This window comes from Dermabacter sp. p3-SID358 (genome assembly GCF_025147465.1).
Classification (GTDB): domain Bacteria; phylum Actinomycetota; class Actinomycetes; order Actinomycetales; family Dermabacteraceae; genus Dermabacter.
Map to the genome: position 1 here is coordinate 105,875 of NZ_JALXOZ010000002.1, position 15,703 is coordinate 121,577.

A 15,703-nucleotide genomic window follows, 5' to 3' on the forward strand; every position below is an offset into this window, starting at 1 on the left:
TCAGTTCAACTACTCGGCGAATACTGGAAGCTCTACCTCGCCCACAGTGCAAGCTCTTCCCACTGGGCAGGGGCGCCAGTACGACTAAGAGGAACCAGAGCATTCACGGGATAAGTAGCCATCAGGGACGGCAAGTGCTCAGCAAGCGACAAACCAAGTTGACGATGCAGGTATTGAATTAGTGTGAGCTGGCCAAAGACCTTGTTCATCGCGCCTGCGATGGGAGCCAACCGAACATCATCGTTCAACTTGGGCTTGATGTCATAGACACGATTGAACATTCGCGCGTGGTGCGCGGCGAGGTTGCGAAGCACATTAAGCGACTTGAGCCATGACTCCAGTTGAGGCGCGCTTAAGCCACACCGTTCAGCCATCCGATTTCTGGCAGGGCCCGGAGACATTCCATAGAGGTGGGAAATCATCCCCCAGTCCATGATCTCCACTGCCGCCCAAATTGGCATCTCACCCCGATACTTCCGCCAATGATGGCCTACGAAATCCTCTTTTGATCCGCGCAACGCGGAGTCATACTTCTCCCGCCACACGTCATACTTACTCCTACGGTCTCGCCGACGTTGCCGAGCCTGCGGGCCTAAGTGTTCGGGAACGAGGTGGATGAGAGGGTCAATTCTGCCGAGCTCATAGCCGAGCATGGCACGAACCGCCATTTCCACCCGATCCAACTCGCGGAAGATACCGTGTCGGAGCCTCTCATCGAATTCGTACAGAGCAGCGACGAGTTCCAATGACGCACCGTCAATAAAATTCTCAGTAGCTACTCCATTTATCGGATTGAACTTCAGTAGTGGGTACCAGTACCCCGACAAGCGGTAATAGTTGAATCGCTGCAGGAAGCTTTCGGCCCAGGCCCGGTCGCCGATCTGCAGGCCTCGCTTGCGGAGCAAATCGACCTGCTCCGCATAGGTCTTGAATTGCTTCGCGTGGACCACGCGCCCCCCCTATCCCCAAAAGCAAAGACCGGCCCTGGACTCCCACCGAGGTGGGCAGCGGAACCGGTCGTATTAGCTCAAGGCTACCCCGGCCCAAACTTCGACACAAGCAATGGGGCCCTAGGTGGACTGACTGGGGACGTTGATTGAGTTTGCTGATTCGGCAAGAACAGTTGCTAAGTTGCTGGCGTGGCTATGCCAACTCCGGCTGGCCACGGATAACTGCCCGAGTTGGCTCCAGCTGACGCGGAATCAGCGGCAACACTGGGGGGTTCCGGGCTGCTCTCTGTGAGGCGGGCACCTATTCGCGCTGAGCCTTCTCTGATGCCTAGCTGGTCGTGGCCGACTGTCAAGCGCCCATTTGGTTTTAGCGTGACCTGCTCGGCTTCGAGGTAGTCAACAACGATTCCGAGGAGGGCTTCGCCTACCGCACCCTGAGTGACGCTCACGTCATGCTCGACCAGGCTGACATCGGCAGGAAGTGGTGAGCGGCCCCTTTCGATCCCCATAGTGCAGTATCAGCGTCCAAATCTCGGTTCCAGATTCTGCCGTGCAACCTGGACAGATCCGTTAGTCATCTTGGTTGCTATTACTGCGGGACGGAGGAGACATAGAGGCGCTTGGAGTCCCCGCCTCATGCCCCAGCGCGGAGAGTACGATACCCACCCAACCTTCGGGAGGCGTCCAGGCCCCTCGCGGTAGCACGCTTGGCTCCTCAAGATCTTCGACAGCCCCCCCTGAAGCGCCTACTTCGGCGCTCAATCAGGCTGACCACCGAAGTTGAAGGTCCACCCCTGCTCATCCACGAACTCCGGGAGCGAGCAGCAGGGCACGCTGAAAGACTCACATACGTCGGGAATGCGGGGCTTCTTCATGCTCCGCGAGCGAGTCTCTTGGGTGACCACCGTGCCGTCGTGCACCATGGCGAGTGCAATCACGAACGGATCAGCACTGTTGCGGTGGCCACCGCCACGGTTTCCCAGCAGGAGCGGGTGGGCCTTGAGGATCTTCTTCGTCGCCAACTGCACGTCCTCGGTGAGCGGGAGGAAGAGACCCTTCTGCTTCTTCACCCAGGCGGCGCACTCGTCATCTTGCTTGAGAACCTCGCGCTTGACCTCATCCACCGCCCGCACCTGCCCAAGCGCGATGAGAGCTTCGATTTGCTGCCACACGGCAGCGAAAGCACGCGGCTTGAAGATGTCGTTCCGGCCGTTTATGAAGGCGCCCGTGTCGAAGGAGTAGAAGGGGAACAGCATTTCATCCATGGCTACAAGTCCGCCACTTCAGCCAATCTCTCCATTTGGCCCACCTTCACGCCCAGGTAGGTAGCAGCCGTGGAGGAGTCGAGCGACCTGCGGCGATGGGCACCGGTAACCTGCCTAATGTAACCCTTGCCTAAGTTTCGCGCCTTCGTGTAGTAGAAAGAGCCGCCCCCCTTCTTACTGCTACGTCCCTCCGAGGAGGTGCTCTCTACCTCTGCGGCAGAGCCTCCCTCATTCCTCTGCTTCTCGCGGAACTCTTGGTACGCAGCGAGCTCGACCAATCCGAGGGTGGTGAGTCGTCGCAGGAAGGCCTCGGCGCTCACGCCGTAGGGACGGGCGTACTCGATGAGCTCGCACAGCATCCACGCGCCCTCGTGGTTGGCCACCTCGGGTGTGGCCAAGATCAGGTCTGCCGGCATGAGGATTTCCGCCGCAAGTGCGTTACAGCGCGCCTCCAGCTTACGGTCGGGGGTGGTAGCCCTTGCGTCTGTGGTGGCGTCGCAGAGGCCTTCCGAGTGCAGGAGAAGGTGAGCATACTCGTGGAGGAGTGAGAACGTGCGCCCTCGGGTGGCGTCCTTGCCGTTGAGGACGATCACCGGGATCTCTTCAAAATAGAGGGAGAAAGCACGCATCTCTGCTGTCGGCACCTCTCCCCCCTCAGTGGTCATCACCAAGACGCCGGCTTCCTCCAGCGCGTTCGTCCAATAGTTGAGGTGCTTGTATTTGTCAGTCTTCGAGGTGGGCTTCCTTAGGCTGGTGGAGGCTTGCAGTAGCGTGCGCGCCCGCGCTGCAAGCTCTCTGTCGGCGAGCCCCTCAACATTTAGGCGCCAGGTGGTGGAAGGTAGCTCACCCTCACGCTCTGCGATGTCCAATAGCGCATCGCGCTGGAAGTGCGCCCGGTGGTACTCAGCGTGAAGTGCTAGAGACCACTCCCCCGAGGTGGCCTCGGAAAGCCTGCGGAAGTCGCGAAGGGAGTCAAAGTCTCGTGGCGGCTCCGGGAGAAAGAAGACGGCCAGTGCGCGGTTGTACACCTTCGCCGCGCTGCGAAGCTGCGCGATGGTGGGATGCACATTGCCGGATTCCCACTCCGCGACGCGCCCCTCTGGAATACCAATCTTTCGCTCGGCGGCAAGGGGCTCTAGGTTTGCACTCTTGCGAGCCCAAGCAAGTAGCTCGGGCTCGACCAGCGCCGGAATAGAGGTCATGGAACAAGTCTCCCGCATGAGATTAACAAAAAGGGTGAACTCCACGCCAGGAACGAGATTTCTCTGCCAAAGAGTCGCCGTTGGCTCGGGGGTGGATTGACGCGGCGTGTTGCGACTCCAGTGGAGCAATACTCAGGATGCAACGCACAGGTGGGAACGGAAACTACTGCCAAGAGCCCGGAGTAGTTCGCTAGTACACCTGCCCGGAGACGTTAAACCATTGCTAGAAGGACGACTGAATCCGCACGCGGTGTGAGGACCGTGGTAGTTATCGTACCGTAGCGAGCCGTCCAGCTCACCCCGGCGTGGCACTTCTGAGGTGTAGCAACGGGCGTAGTCCTAGCCATCAGCCAAGGTGCGGTGAAACCACACGATCTTGCCGTTGGTCTGCGGTTAGTTCGGGCGAGTGTGCTTGTGCCTGACCTGCAGCTTGGCACAGGTGTCTCGCCACAAGCGGGAGCGGTTGGCGCCGCCGTTGTCGGACTGGACCCGCTCAACGGTCACTCCGCAAGCTCTGAACCACTCGACTAGTCAGATCAGGACGACAATCGCGGTGACGGTGATTTTGTCGTCGTGCATCTCGGCGTAAGCGATGCAGCAGAAGTCGGCGATGACGGGTTGCCGTAGGCCCTGCTCATCAGCGGGTCGCTGTACTTGACTTGTTCTTCGGCATATCGGGGTGGCGGTTCAGTTCCTTTCTCCCTGTTGTCAACCGACGTAGCACCAGCCACCGACGTCGGGGATGTTGCCGTGCTTTGTCACATCGACATGAATCATCCGGCCTGGGCGGCCGTGCTCATAGAGTCGAACAGGCTCGCGAATGGTACGGCCGACATGGGAGAGCCGGTCCGGGTGTGCGTCGGTCAGGATCCGGTGGACAGTGGACGGCGCGATCCCGAGCCAACGGGTCAACTGCACAGGTCCTTCCCGCAGTCGGAGTCTCAGCTGGATACAACGCTTCGTCCTCGTCTGGCTGGTCTTGTTGGGAGAATGATGCGGGCGCGAGGACCGGTCCGGCATCGGCTGGCCGGTCCGGTGGTGCTCTACCCGACGCTTCACCGTGGGCCAGGACACTTGGAACCGGGACGCAACCTCCTCGCATACAACCTTGACGGGCCCGTACTGGCGCATGTTCCGCATCCAGTCCTGGTCTAGGGGCGGAATCGTCTGCGCAGTCGCCGTTTGCTCCGGAATCGAGAAGTCTAAGTAGACGCTTCCGTAGGAAATAAAGGTCCAATGCCGACCCGCGAGCTGACCTGCAGCGCGATAGGCGTGTACAGGTGGAATGTCAGATCAATAATGGCTTCCCAACCACGATCAGAAACCGAACCAGAGCGTCGAGATCGCCATGATCGGACTGCACTCGGGTGGTGCCCGTAGGTGCTGGGTGTGAGCCGCGCGTCAGACACGTCACAGCATCGCCACTGGGAACAAGGTGTCGGGCGAATTGACAACCGAGGAGCGCGGTACCACCGAGAAGAAGAATGTCTATGCCAGCCGTGGTCTCGGGCGGCAGTCCTGCTTGGGACCCAATCCGCTGTGAGCAGCGTCAGGTCGCCAGAACCATGACCGAGGTGGGCAGCATGACTTCCATGCCACTCGCGGCCCTGCGCGCTATATCAGGAACCTCGATCTCAGAGAGGCACTGCGCCGACACTCCAGCCCTTCCAGCCACATCAGACAGACGCTCACCTCACCCAACGCGCTCCTCGGGGAGGTCATCGCCAACCGATGTTCTCCACAAGAGACCTCCCCCGCACCACCTTGAGCGGTGCGAAGGGAGGGCTCAATGCGAACCGGCTTCGATGCGGCTCGGTGAGGGCTAACCCCAGATCTCGGCGACGGCCGCGATGAGCTCGGGGCTCGCCTGCTCGTAATCGAAGGTGCGCGGCAAGTGGCCCGACGGCACCTTGCCAAACGCCGAAATCTCACGCATGAGCGACTCGGGGCGCTTCGCGGCAACACCGGCGATGGCCTGCTTGAGCGTGAAGCCAATCTCGGCGTCGTTCACGAAGGCACGCAAGCGCGCGTAACGAACCTCGCGGCCCTTCTCGGTGTCGTCGAGAACGGTGCTGAAACCTTCGCTCGTGAGCGTCGCTTCTGTGCCAACCGTGAGGCCGGTGACAGTGATCGTCGCGGCATGCTGCGCAGGACGATCTGCGGGGCTGAGCTTGCGAACGCGAAGCTCATCGGCGAGTTTCTCGACACCGGGGGCGAAGGAAGCGTCGGACCCGCTCGCCTTCAGATCCCCGAACCCAGCCGGGTCATGCCCAAGCAACCGAATGCGCCACCCGCGCCGCTCGAGCGCCTCGCGCGCCACCTTGGGGGTGTCGGCGGGGATGGTGAGAGTGAGGCTATTTTCCGACGCCTGCACGGCCACGCGCACGTGACTCCACACGAGATCGTCGCCCGCCTTCCACTCTTCGTGGAGCGTGAATTCGCCATCGCCACCCGCGGCGACGACGAGCTCGAGCACCTCGGGATTGTCCTCGATGTTGTCGGGAATAGCATCGGCCGGCGTGAGCGGAAGAATGCCGCCGGCGCGCACGAGCACGGGAATCGAGCCGAGCGAGCGGAACATCTCTTGCGTGAACGCACCCGAATCGGGGGTGCCGTAGCGCTGCTCGGTGAACAGGTCGAGCCACATGCCGCCCGGGAGAATCGGTTCAACGCTCCCGCGACCCACGTCCTTCGCGGCAGGGCGCGTAATCGGGGCCACGAGAAGTTCGGAGCCGAACAGATACCCCTGGTCGTTGCGATACGCGGGATATTGCGGGGCCTCGAAATACACGGGCTCCACAATCGAACGACCCTCGTGATGCGCGCGGTAATTCATCGCGTGCAGATACGGCACGAGACGGTGACGAAGACGCAAATGCGCAGCCTGAATTTCACCGTGCGGGGCCGGGAAGTTCCATGGTTCCTTCACCGCAAACGGCGAATTCGACGAATGCAGGCGGTTGATCGGCGAGAACACACCGAACTCGACCCAGCGAGTCGCGAGCTCGTTATCGCGAAAGCCCTCCATGTGCCCACCAATGTCGTGGCTCCACCAGCCGTAGCCGATGTTCGCCGCAGCAGCCGTGAAGCCGGGCTGGAACGCGAGCGAGTCCCACGTGACGATCGCATCGCCTGAAAAACCCACGGGATAGCGGTGCGATCCGGGGCCCGCGAACCGCGAGAACGTGAGCGGACGTTCAACCGAGCGCGCGCTGCGCGTGAAGTGCTCGTGGTTGAGAACCCACAGCGGGTCCACGCCTTCCACACTCGAATAGGGGCCCGATTGCCAATCGATCCACCAAAAATCCGTGCCCTCATCCTCGAGGCGCTTGTGCAGCACATCGAAATAGGCGTCCATGAACTCGTCATTGTTCACGTCAAACGGGATCGCCTGGCCGTCGGCGGGCTTGCCGAGCGCCTCGCACATCGCCTCATACGCCTCCTCGAAAGCGCGCACGCCATCAGCGGGGTGCACGTTGAGCGTCACGCGCAGCCCGCGCTTATGGAGCTCCTCGAGGAACCGCTCCGGGTCCGGGAAAAGGTCACGATTCCACGTGTACCCCGTCCAGCCCGAACCGTACTTCGGATCAACGTCCGTGAGGTGCCAATCCATGTCGATCACCGACACCGAGAACGGAATATCCTCCGCGCGGAACGCGTCCATGAGCTCGAGGTAGCTTTCCTCGGTGTAGCGATGATAGCGCGACCACCAGTTGCCGAGCGCGAACTTCGGCACAATCGGTTGAGGGCCACTAATCGCAAAATAATCCTTCACCGCAGCCACATGGTCACGACCCGCGGCGAACACGAAGAGGTCAATGCTGCCTTCCTCGGCAGCGCGGGCGCGCAGGCGACCGTCGGAATCAAACACCATCGACGTCGAATCGTCGATCTCCGCATACCCCACCGTAGAGTTCACGCCCGGCTCGAGCGGGATCTTGCCGTCGGCCACGTCGAGGGTGCGAGCCGCGCCTCCGAGGTTCCCATCGAGCGCGCGCTGCGTCTCACCATTCAGGGCAAGCTGGCGATCCGCCGGAAGCGAGAGGTCCTGCCCGTAGCGCCACACCGAGTGATACGCCGAAACGCCGCCCCTGACCTCGACCTTCAGGCCATTCGCCGAGAACGGGCCGCGGTCATACTCGAGGTAGAAATTCTCGGTCGTGACCGTGAGGCGGCCCTGATACTCCCCGATCGTGTACTCGGAAGGATCAAGCACCACGTCGCGGTTGATCGCGAAGGTTGAGGGACGATCCTCAAACGTGCCGCTCGGCGAATACTCGAGGCGCACCACGCGCGGCGTGACCGGCGTGATCCGGAAATGCTCGCCGACGAGCTCAGCGGGAAGGGCAATATCAGTCATGAAGTCTCCTCATCTCGCGCGGGCCCACATGCTCAGCCTACGTGCGGGACTTGAGCCGAGGCCGGGTGGGATGCACCGACGCCTTGCGCAGATCGCGCCTATGCCGCGCGAGTTCATGAAAAAACCAGAGCGTGCAGGCCCGAAAAGGCGCTGCAGCCCTGGAATTTTCATGAAGAGTGACGCCACCGAGCAACGACCGGGTCCTGGCTTAGCTCTCGAGGGGCCTCGCGTCCAGGTCGAAAGCCATGATCACGGCATTCGCTAATGCGCGCTCCTGATCGGGCTGAAGGAAACCAATAGTACGGCCGAGGAGCGAGGCAGGGATCGTGACTGTGTTGTCGACGGAAGCGGTACATCGGTGGTCGAGCCCGTTACGCTCGCCGAGCTCAACCTCGCTCGAGAGGCCTTTGACGGTCGAAGTAACGGGCGCGACTGTCACCTTAGTCATCGCACTTCGGGCGACCTCGCGGGTCAGCACGAGCACCGGTCGAGTCTTGTCGAGCTTCGCAAGGCAGATTTCACGCACGTCAGCCCTCGAATGAGGCGTGGCCCGCGGTCCACTCCACGAGAGAGTCGAGATCGTCCTCTGGACCTTCGGCATCCAAAATTGCGGCGTCGGCAAGTGCGGCTTGCCGCCTCTTCTCCCTTTCGAGAGCGAGCCTCACCAGATCGGCTCGGCTTCCGGCAGCCCCTGCAGACACGCTTTGGTCTAGGAACTCCACAAGGTCGTCGGGAAGACGCAAGGATATTTGCACCGTCATGCCTTCAGCCTACCAAGGTGCATCCCGATCTGGGATGCACTGTCAAATACGCTTCGACGTCAACAAAATAGGCCTAACACCCGGTGCCGCGTGGGACTCGCGCCTATCCCGTGCAAGTCCATGAAAAAACCAGAGCGTGCAGGCCCGAAACAGGCGCTGCAGCCCCAGAATTTTCATGAAAAGTGACGCTCGGGCGCCTACATCACGTTCCGGCGGCCCTTCTCGGCGCTCGTCGCGTGACCCTGCGGGTCAACCTCGAGGATGAACCGCAGCACGTGAAGCGCCGTGCGCTGAAGCTCGCCGAGGGTGAGCCCCTCCTCCACATCGAGCGAATCCCGCACCCCCGTATCGCACGTGTCGCCGCCGTGTTCCTCGCTTCCGGGCATGAGCACGTCGATGCCTCCGCGCACGCGATACGCGCTATCGCGAAGGGCCGGGAAGTGGGGATCGTCGGCCATGCGCATCCACCAGTCGGTCACCACGAGGCCGTCGAAACCGAACTCGCCGCGCAGGATCGTCTCAACAAGGTCGTAGCTGTAGTGCCCCCACACCCCGTTGATCTTGTTATACGAGGTCATGATGGTGCGCGGCTTCGATTCCTCGATCATGATCTGGAAGCCCCGCACATAGATTTCGCGCAGGGCGCGCTCGCTCACGCGCGAATCGGAGTAGATGCGGTTGTGCTCCTGATTGTTCGCGGCGTAGTGCTTGGGGCACGCGGCAACGCCCTTGGACTGCACGCCATTTACGACGGCCGCGCCCATGAGGCCCGTGAGCAGCGGATCCTCCGAGAAATACTCGAAGTTGCGGCCACACAGCGGGTCGCGCTGGATGTTCATGCCGGGGCTTAGCAGAATGTCGGAGCCCTTCGCGAGCATTTCCTCGGCGTGGAGCGCGGCGAGTTCGCACACGCCCTCGGGATTCCACGTTGAGGCGAGCGCGGTGCCGCACGGCAGAAGCGACGCGAACGCGGAAATGCGCAGGCCAGAAGGGCCGTCTGTCGTGATCGCGGGCGCCACGCCACGCGCGCGCAGCGACTCGGTCACGCCGCCGAGCGCCCCGGCGTTGCCGCGCACACCGAGCGGGCTATCCATGGTGGTATCGCCGTAGGCGAGGGTAATGAGATCTTCCGTTCCGACGGTTGCCACGAACTCCTCGAGGCTCACCTTTCCGGCGCGCACGTCGTCAAACGAGGGTGCGCTGCCTGCTTCCGGCTCGGGGAACACCTCGGGGAGCCGCTCGAGAATGCGGCGCGCAAGATCCCGCTGCTCCTCTGGGGCCTTCTCATATCCGACGGTTGCCCGGCCATCATCGCCGCGCGTGAGGATCATGCGGTCGAACCCGCAGCCCTTCTGGATCGAGGAGGCCTCTTCAACCTCGCGCACGACAAGGAGTTCGCCGACCTCGATGTCGCCCGCGACCTCGGTGTCTTTCACGCTTTGCCCCACGTGAAGGCGATAGGTTCCGGGCTCGAGCACGTAGGCGCTGCGGTGGCCGGTCACACCGGAGTCGTCGTAGGAGGCGAAGTCGCGAAGGTCCACCTCGAGGCTCACCGCGGCACTTTCACCTGCCGCAACGCGGCCCGTGCGGGAGAAGGCCGCGAGGCGGCGCGAGGGCTGGGAAAGCTTCCCGTCTGGCGTTTCGAGGTAGGCCTGCACGACCGTATCGCCGTCGCGCTCGCCAGTGTTCTTTGCCGTGACCTCGATGCGGGCGCGGGTGGCGTCGGAACCGAACTCCCCGAGGCCGAGCGTGAACGACGTGTAGCCGAGGCCCTCGCCGAAGTGGAATTGGGCGGCCTCGGGCGCGAAGGTTTCGTAGTAGCGGTAGCCCACGAAGACGTCCTCGACGTAATTCGTGACATCGGGGTCGCCGAAGTGCTCGGCGGTCGGAGCGTCCTCGTAGCGGCGCGCAATCGAGGCGGTGAGGCGGCCGCCCGGCTCGCGCGCGCCCGTGAGAACCTCCGCGAGGGCGCTACCGGATTCCATGCCGCCCGCCCACGCGATGAGGAGCGCCGAAATGTCGTAGCGCTCGGCCCACGAGAGGTCCATGACATTGCCTGCGTCGACCACGACGACCGTGCGATCAAACGCCTTCGTGACGCACGCGAGGAGAGATTCCTCTTGCTCGGTGAGGTAGTACGAGCCGGCCGCGAGCTCAGCATCGCGGTCTTCGCCCGCGGCGCGACCAATCACGAGGATGGCCAGGTCGTTGCGGTCGGCGGCGGAGCTAATCTGCTCGTCAGTGAGCTCGAGCTCGGGATAATGCGTGGGCCACTTGCCCCACACCGTGCCCGGATCCGCGGGCTGCTCCTCGCTGAAGCGGTCGTACGCCGAGGCGAGCTCCTCGTCGACATCCACGGCATCCGATTCGCGCAGCGCGTCCGTGAGGTTCGTGATGTAGGGCGGGTTCACGTCGCCCCCCGAGCCATAGCCAACGGCGAGCCAGTTCTTCGCCGTTCGACCAAAGACTGCGACGCGACTGTGCGGGGCAAGAGGCAGCACGCCGTCATTGCGCAAGAGAACCGTGCCCTGCGCGGCAAGCTCACGGGCCTTCGCGGCGAGCCGCGGATCGAGGCGGCGATCCGCCGAATCATCGGCGGCGGTCGAATGCTGGGACATCGTTTCGTGACTCATAGTGCTCCTCATTGATGCTCTCATCGAGGCGCCGGCGCCCCGCGGTACCTCCAGCTTACTGGCCGCCCATGCCCGTCGTCGCGAAGCCGCGCACGATGTGGCGCTGGAAGAGCACGAACACGATGAGCAGTGGCAACGCACCGATCACGGCACTCGCCATGCCCTGCGCGTACTGCACGCCATAGGCGTTCTTCACGGTGCCGAGACCCACGGGGATCGTCATGAGCTCAGGCGAGTTCGTGATGATGAACGGCCACAGGAAGTTGTTCCACGAGCCGATGAACACAAAGATTCCCACGGCAACGATGATCGAACGTGAGAGCGGGAGGATCACCGAGGTGAGGGTACGCAGCATCGATGCGCCGTCGAGCTTCGCGGCTTCTTCGAGTTCGATTGGGAGCTGGTCGAAGAAGTTCTTGAGCACGATCACCATGAGCGGGGCAACGACCTGCGGGAGCACGACGCCGGCGAGGGTGTCGGAAAGCTGCAAGAATTTCATCTGCTCAAACAGCGGAACGATGAGGATCTGCGGCGGCACCATGATCGCGGCGATTGTGAGAGCGAAGCACAGCTTCTTGAAACGGAAGTTGTAGCGCGAGAACACGTACGCGGCGGGTACGGAGGTCACGAGGGTGATGATCGTGACGATCGCGGAGACGAGGATCGAGTTCCAGATCCACAGGGGGATGTCGCCCGCGGCGATCACGTTTGCGTAGTTCTCGAAAGTCCACCCCTCGGATGGCCAGAACGTGAGTGGCGCGGCGGAGGCATCGCTCTCGGTTTTGAGCGACAGCTGAAGGGCGAACAGAATCGGAATTGCCCAGCAGAGCGCGAGGATCGCGAGCGCGGCAAACGCCACTACGCGAGAGACTTTCGAGGAGCCGAGCGTGAGGGAGCGCTGGCGGGCGTTCTCCTCGCGCTTGTGGCTCGCGCGGCCCTTGAGGCCCGCGCGCTTGGGTCCTGCGGCGGTATCGAGGTCGGTCACTGCAGTGCTCATGTTTAACGCTCCTTTGCGTTACGGTTCGTGATCGCTACCTGGATGAGAGAGACGACAACGATCATCGCGAAGAAGATGTAGGAGACGGCCGAGGCGTAGCCAACTCGGTAGCCGGAGAAGCCCTGGTCGTAGATGTATTGAATGATCGAACGGGTCGCGCCATCGGGGCCGCCCGCCGTCATAAGGAAGATCTGGTCAAAGACCTTGAGCGAGGCCAGGATCTGCAGCAAAACGATCAGCACTGTCGTGGGGCGCATCATCGGGAGCGTGACCGACCTAAGCCTGCGCCACGCACCAGCGCCATCAACCTGAGCGGCCTCGTACACGGTGTCCGGAATGTTCTGGAGAGCCGAGAGGTACAGAAGGAAGTTGAAACCGATCGTCCACCACACGGTCGTGAGCGCAATCGACCACATGGCGATCTGCTTGTCACTCAGCCACCCGATCTGGTCAATCCCGAGGTGCGCAAGGATGCCGTTGAGGAACCCAAAATCGTTCGCAAACATCACGCCCCACATCGCGGTCACGACCGAAACGGGAAGCAGGTAAGGCCCGAAGAACGTGAGGCGCCACAACCACTGGCCGGGGAGACCCGTGACGACGAGGTAGGCAAGCACGAACGAGAGGATCACAAGTGGGATCGACGAGATGAGCGTGAAGAACAGAGTGTTGAGCAGGCTCGAGTACATGTCGGCGCTCGTGAAAGCCTCGAGGTAGTTATCGATTCCCACAAAGCCACTGTTCGTGGAGGCGAGCGACTGATCCGTAAAGCTCATCCACAGGCCCCACACGATGGGGACGATGAGGAAGAGGATGAAAAGGATCATGTAGGGAAGGGCGAACCATCCCGCACCGCGGGAGGTGAAGCGTGCGCGTTCATTCATGGCGTGACCTCCTTATTCGATGGGGTTGGGTTGCATGGCGATGCCGCTGATGACGTCGAGCATTCCCTCGATCGCCCGCTGCGGTTCGACGCTTCCGCGAAAGCCCTCGATAAGCCGCTGGCACACGCGGTTTTGGAAATCGGAACCAGCACCCGCGAACCACACCTTCGGGTCCACAACCACGGTTTCGGCGGCATCTTTGTACTGGTTTTGGACCTCGAGCTCTCGGTACGCGGGCTCATCCTGCGAGGGGAGATAGCCGGGGATGTGCCCTGCGGCGCCCCACTGATCGCCCTTTTTGAGCATGGACGACACAAACAGATACGTGTTGCGGCGGAGCTCATCGGTCATACGGCGGTTGTTCGGGAGCACGTACGTGTGGGAGTCGGCGTAGTTCGCGGGCGTTCCGAACATCGTGGGCATCGGCGCCCCTGCGAGCGCCTCGACGTTTTCTTTGAATCCGTTGAGCTCCCACACGCCCGAGAAGATCATGCCGTTGCGGCCACCGTTGAAGGCGGAAAGGGCGCCCGGGTAGTCCTGCGAAGAGGCCATACATTTGTCGTCCATCCACGAGTTCACCGCGGCGACGACGCGCGCGGCGGCATCGATGTCCATGTCGGCCTTCTCGCCTGGTTCAAAGCTGTACTCGCCGCCGGTCTGGTGGAAGAGGCCCCAAAAGAGTCGCCACGCTTGCGCGGTGTCGAGCTGATACCCGAAGGCAATTCCGGGTCCGCCGGTCACCTCACCAAGTTTTGTGCCGACTTCCTGAAGTGCTTCGGGCGAGTCGATTGCGAGGGTGCCATCGGATTCGAGAACCCCAGCCTTTTCCGCAACGACCCTGTCGAAGAAACTGATGAAGGGGTGGGTGTCGAGCGGGATCGCGTACTGCTTGCCGTCATATTGGCAGGCTTCAAGGAGCGCGTCGGTGAACGTATCGTTCGTGACGCCGAATTCTTCGAAGAGGCTCATGTCCCACGGTTCGATGAGGCCGCCCGGGGCGAAGCCGGCGACGCGGCTCACGTGCATGATCGCGGTGCTCGGCGGCGCACTCGACGCGGCGGCCATGGCGAGCTTGGTGTAGTAAGGGTTGCCCCAGCTAAGGGTCGTGGGCTCAACCTCGAGGCCGGAGTTCTCCTTGACGACCTCGGCAATCATGCCGCGGGTCTTTTCACCGTCAGCGCCGGAGAAGAGATCCCAGACGGCGACCTTGGAGGGATCCGCTTGCGCGGCTCCGCATCCGGCTAACCCTAGTCCGAGAGCCCCTGCACCAAAGCCCGCGAGGAGCGTCCGGCGACTGAGCCTCGACGGGGTGCGACTATTGTGCGCGCTCGGCATGGCGCTTCACCTTCCTCGTCATCGTTGACAGGTGTGCGGTGTCACTCACCTTTGATTCTCACGTGAGAGTTTTGCACTTTTCCTCTGGTTTCGTCAAGCGCACGCGCCCTTCACGCCCGCGGTTGGACGGAAAGGCGCGGGGGTCCGGCGGCTGCGCCCCCTACACTGAAACCACTTCTCACGTGATGAAAGGGGCAGCATGAACGGGCCTAGTCCACGCAAACGCGCAAGCATCAAGGACGTTGCGGCGCGGGCCGGCGTTTCGTGGAAAACCGTGTCGAACGTCGTCAACGATCGGCCGGTCGTGAAGCCCGCTACCCGCGACAAGGTTCTCGCTGCAATCGCAGATCTCGGCTACGTGCCAAACGAAGCAGCCCGCGAAATTCGCGGCAACGCCACGCGCACCGTTGCCCTCGTGATTCCGCACCTGCTCAACCCGTATTTTGCGCGGCTCGCGGAAACGTTCCACAACATCGCGGCGCGCGCCGGCCACAGCGTGAGTATCGAGCTCACTGGCGAGCATGCCGATATCGAGCGCCGCTACGCCCGCGGGCTCGCCAAGCGTTCGTTCGGGGCACTCATCATGGCGCCGCTCCTTCCCGAGACGGTGCGCGAGCTCGCCGAGCACTCGCCCGTTCCCACCGTCGTTCTCGGTGAAGCCGTTGCCGATCACGGAAGCATTCACCACGTGAGCATCGACAACACTGCGAGCGCGGTCGACGTCGTGCGCCACGTGATTGATCGCGGCGTTTCGCGCCCGCTGTTTCTCGGCGCCCAGGAAGGCGTGGCCTCAACCGGTACGGAACGCCTCACGGGCTTTCGCGCGGCGTGTCGCTTCGCGGGGATTCCCCCTGCCGATCAACTCCTGATTCACACGACGGAATGGACGCGATACGAGGGATATGCACAGGTGAGAGACCTTATTGGAGAAGCAGCAAACGCGAAGAGTTCCACGAGCACCAGTGGCACCAAGGCACTCCCGTTTGATGCGGTCGTCGCTGGCAACGACCTCCTCGCGCTCGGCGCATGCGAGGCGCTTCGCGACGCGGGCTACACGATCGGCACCGACGTGCTCGTGTGCGGCTGGGACGACATCCCCGAATCTGCGCATTGCACTCCCCCGCTCACCTCGGTCGCGCCCGATCTCGAGTGCCTCGTATCGGCGGCGCTGTTCGCCGCGCTTGGCGACGACTCCTTTGCACGAGGTGCACAAACCGCCGAGGTGACGTCGCTTGGCTCAGCATCGACGTTCCTCGTGCCGCACACGCTCGTGACGCGCACCTCGACACTTGGTCACTAAGCCACCCTTTATTCCC

11 protein-coding genes and 1 pseudogene are annotated in these 15,703 nt (G+C 62.3%); 1 reads left to right on the forward strand and 11 read right to left on the reverse strand.

Features of this window, described 5'->3' with window-relative positions; all coding sequences use genetic code 11:
- Positions 1-32: 32 nt before the first annotated feature.
- From M3B90_RS01940 to M3B90_RS01990, 11 genes and pseudogenes are all read right to left on the reverse strand, one after another.
- Positions 33-950, reverse strand: a complete 918-nt coding sequence (locus M3B90_RS01940; protein ID WP_259888375.1) for an Abi family protein — start codon at positions 948-950, stop codon at positions 33-35.
- Positions 951-1,708: 758 nt separating this feature from the next.
- Positions 1,709-2,206, reverse strand: coding sequence for a DUF4411 family protein (locus M3B90_RS01945; RefSeq protein ID WP_259888376.1), 498 nt, complete (start codon positions 2,204-2,206; stop codon positions 1,709-1,711).
- Positions 2,207-2,217: 11 nt separating this feature from the next.
- Positions 2,218-3,417, reverse strand: coding sequence for an XRE family transcriptional regulator (locus M3B90_RS01950; protein WP_259888377.1), 1,200 nt, complete (start codon positions 3,415-3,417; stop codon positions 2,218-2,220).
- A gap of 222 nt (positions 3,418-3,639) precedes the next feature.
- Positions 3,640-4,512: pseudogene (locus M3B90_RS01955) on the reverse strand (IS481 family transposase); the annotation flags it as partial.
- A 727-nt stretch (positions 4,513-5,239) separates the two neighbouring features.
- Positions 5,240-7,777, reverse strand: coding sequence for a glycoside hydrolase family 31 protein (locus M3B90_RS01960; protein WP_259888378.1), 2,538 nt, complete (start codon positions 7,775-7,777; stop codon positions 5,240-5,242).
- A gap of 208 nt (positions 7,778-7,985) precedes the next feature.
- Positions 7,986-8,303: a type II toxin-antitoxin system PemK/MazF family toxin gene (locus tag M3B90_RS01965; RefSeq protein WP_259888379.1), complete on the reverse strand. Its 318-nt coding sequence runs from the start codon at positions 8,301-8,303 to the stop codon at positions 7,986-7,988.
- Position 8,304: 1 nt separating this feature from the next.
- On the reverse strand, positions 8,305-8,538 hold the full coding sequence (locus M3B90_RS01970; RefSeq protein ID WP_259888380.1) for a ribbon-helix-helix domain-containing protein: 234 nt from the start codon (positions 8,536-8,538) through the stop codon (positions 8,305-8,307).
- A gap of 197 nt (positions 8,539-8,735) precedes the next feature.
- The gene (locus tag M3B90_RS01975) at positions 8,736-11,171 is read right to left on the reverse strand and encodes a glycoside hydrolase family 3 C-terminal domain-containing protein (protein WP_259888381.1); all 2,436 of its coding nucleotides are present in this window, start codon (positions 11,169-11,171) and stop codon (positions 8,736-8,738) included.
- A gap of 55 nt (positions 11,172-11,226) precedes the next feature.
- The gene (locus tag M3B90_RS01980; protein WP_259888382.1) at positions 11,227-12,168 is read right to left on the reverse strand and encodes a carbohydrate ABC transporter permease; all 942 of its coding nucleotides are present in this window, start codon (positions 12,166-12,168) and stop codon (positions 11,227-11,229) included.
- Between the two features lie 2 nt (positions 12,169-12,170).
- Entirely contained in the window at positions 12,171-13,052 is an 882-nt protein-coding gene (locus tag M3B90_RS01985; protein WP_259888383.1) for a carbohydrate ABC transporter permease, read from the reverse strand.
- Positions 13,053-13,064: 12 nt separating this feature from the next.
- The gene (locus M3B90_RS01990) at positions 13,065-14,387 is read right to left on the reverse strand and encodes an extracellular solute-binding protein (protein ID WP_259888384.1); all 1,323 of its coding nucleotides are present in this window, start codon (positions 14,385-14,387) and stop codon (positions 13,065-13,067) included.
- Between the two features lie 199 nt (positions 14,388-14,586).
- On the opposite strand from M3B90_RS01990, the gene M3B90_RS01995 reads away from it, so the two are divergent.
- The gene (locus M3B90_RS01995; protein WP_259888385.1) at positions 14,587-15,687 is read left to right on the forward strand and encodes a LacI family DNA-binding transcriptional regulator; all 1,101 of its coding nucleotides are present in this window, start codon (positions 14,587-14,589) and stop codon (positions 15,685-15,687) included.
- Positions 15,688-15,703 lie beyond the last annotated feature (16 nt).

What these genes read in the sequence shown, in the direction of transcription:
- M3B90_RS01945 (WP_259888376.1), bottom strand. Translation starts at nt 2,206, where the DNA reads ATGCTGTTCCCCTTCTACTCCTTCGACACGGGCGCCTTCATAAACGGC.
- M3B90_RS01960 (WP_259888378.1), bottom strand. Translation starts at nt 7,777, where the DNA reads ATGACTGATATTGCCCTTCCCGCTGAGCTCGTCGGCGAGCATTTCCGG.
- M3B90_RS01985 (WP_259888383.1), bottom strand. Translation starts at nt 13,052, where the DNA reads ATGAATGAACGCGCACGCTTCACCTCCCGCGGTGCGGGATGGTTCGCC.
- M3B90_RS01970 (WP_259888380.1), bottom strand. Translation starts at nt 8,538, where the DNA reads ATGACGGTGCAAATATCCTTGCGTCTTCCCGACGACCTTGTGGAGTTC.
- M3B90_RS01950 (WP_259888377.1), bottom strand. Translation starts at nt 3,417, where the DNA reads ATGACCTCTATTCCGGCGCTGGTCGAGCCCGAGCTACTTGCTTGGGCT.
- M3B90_RS01990 (WP_259888384.1), bottom strand. Translation starts at nt 14,387, where the DNA reads ATGCCGAGCGCGCACAATAGTCGCACCCCGTCGAGGCTCAGTCGCCGG.
- M3B90_RS01980 (WP_259888382.1), bottom strand. Translation starts at nt 12,168, where the DNA reads ATGAGCACTGCAGTGACCGACCTCGATACCGCCGCAGGACCCAAGCGC.
- M3B90_RS01995 (WP_259888385.1), top strand. Translation starts at nt 14,587, where the DNA reads ATGAACGGGCCTAGTCCACGCAAACGCGCAAGCATCAAGGACGTTGCG.
- M3B90_RS01975 (WP_259888381.1), bottom strand. Translation starts at nt 11,171, where the DNA reads ATGAGTCACGAAACGATGTCCCAGCATTCGACCGCCGCCGATGATTCG.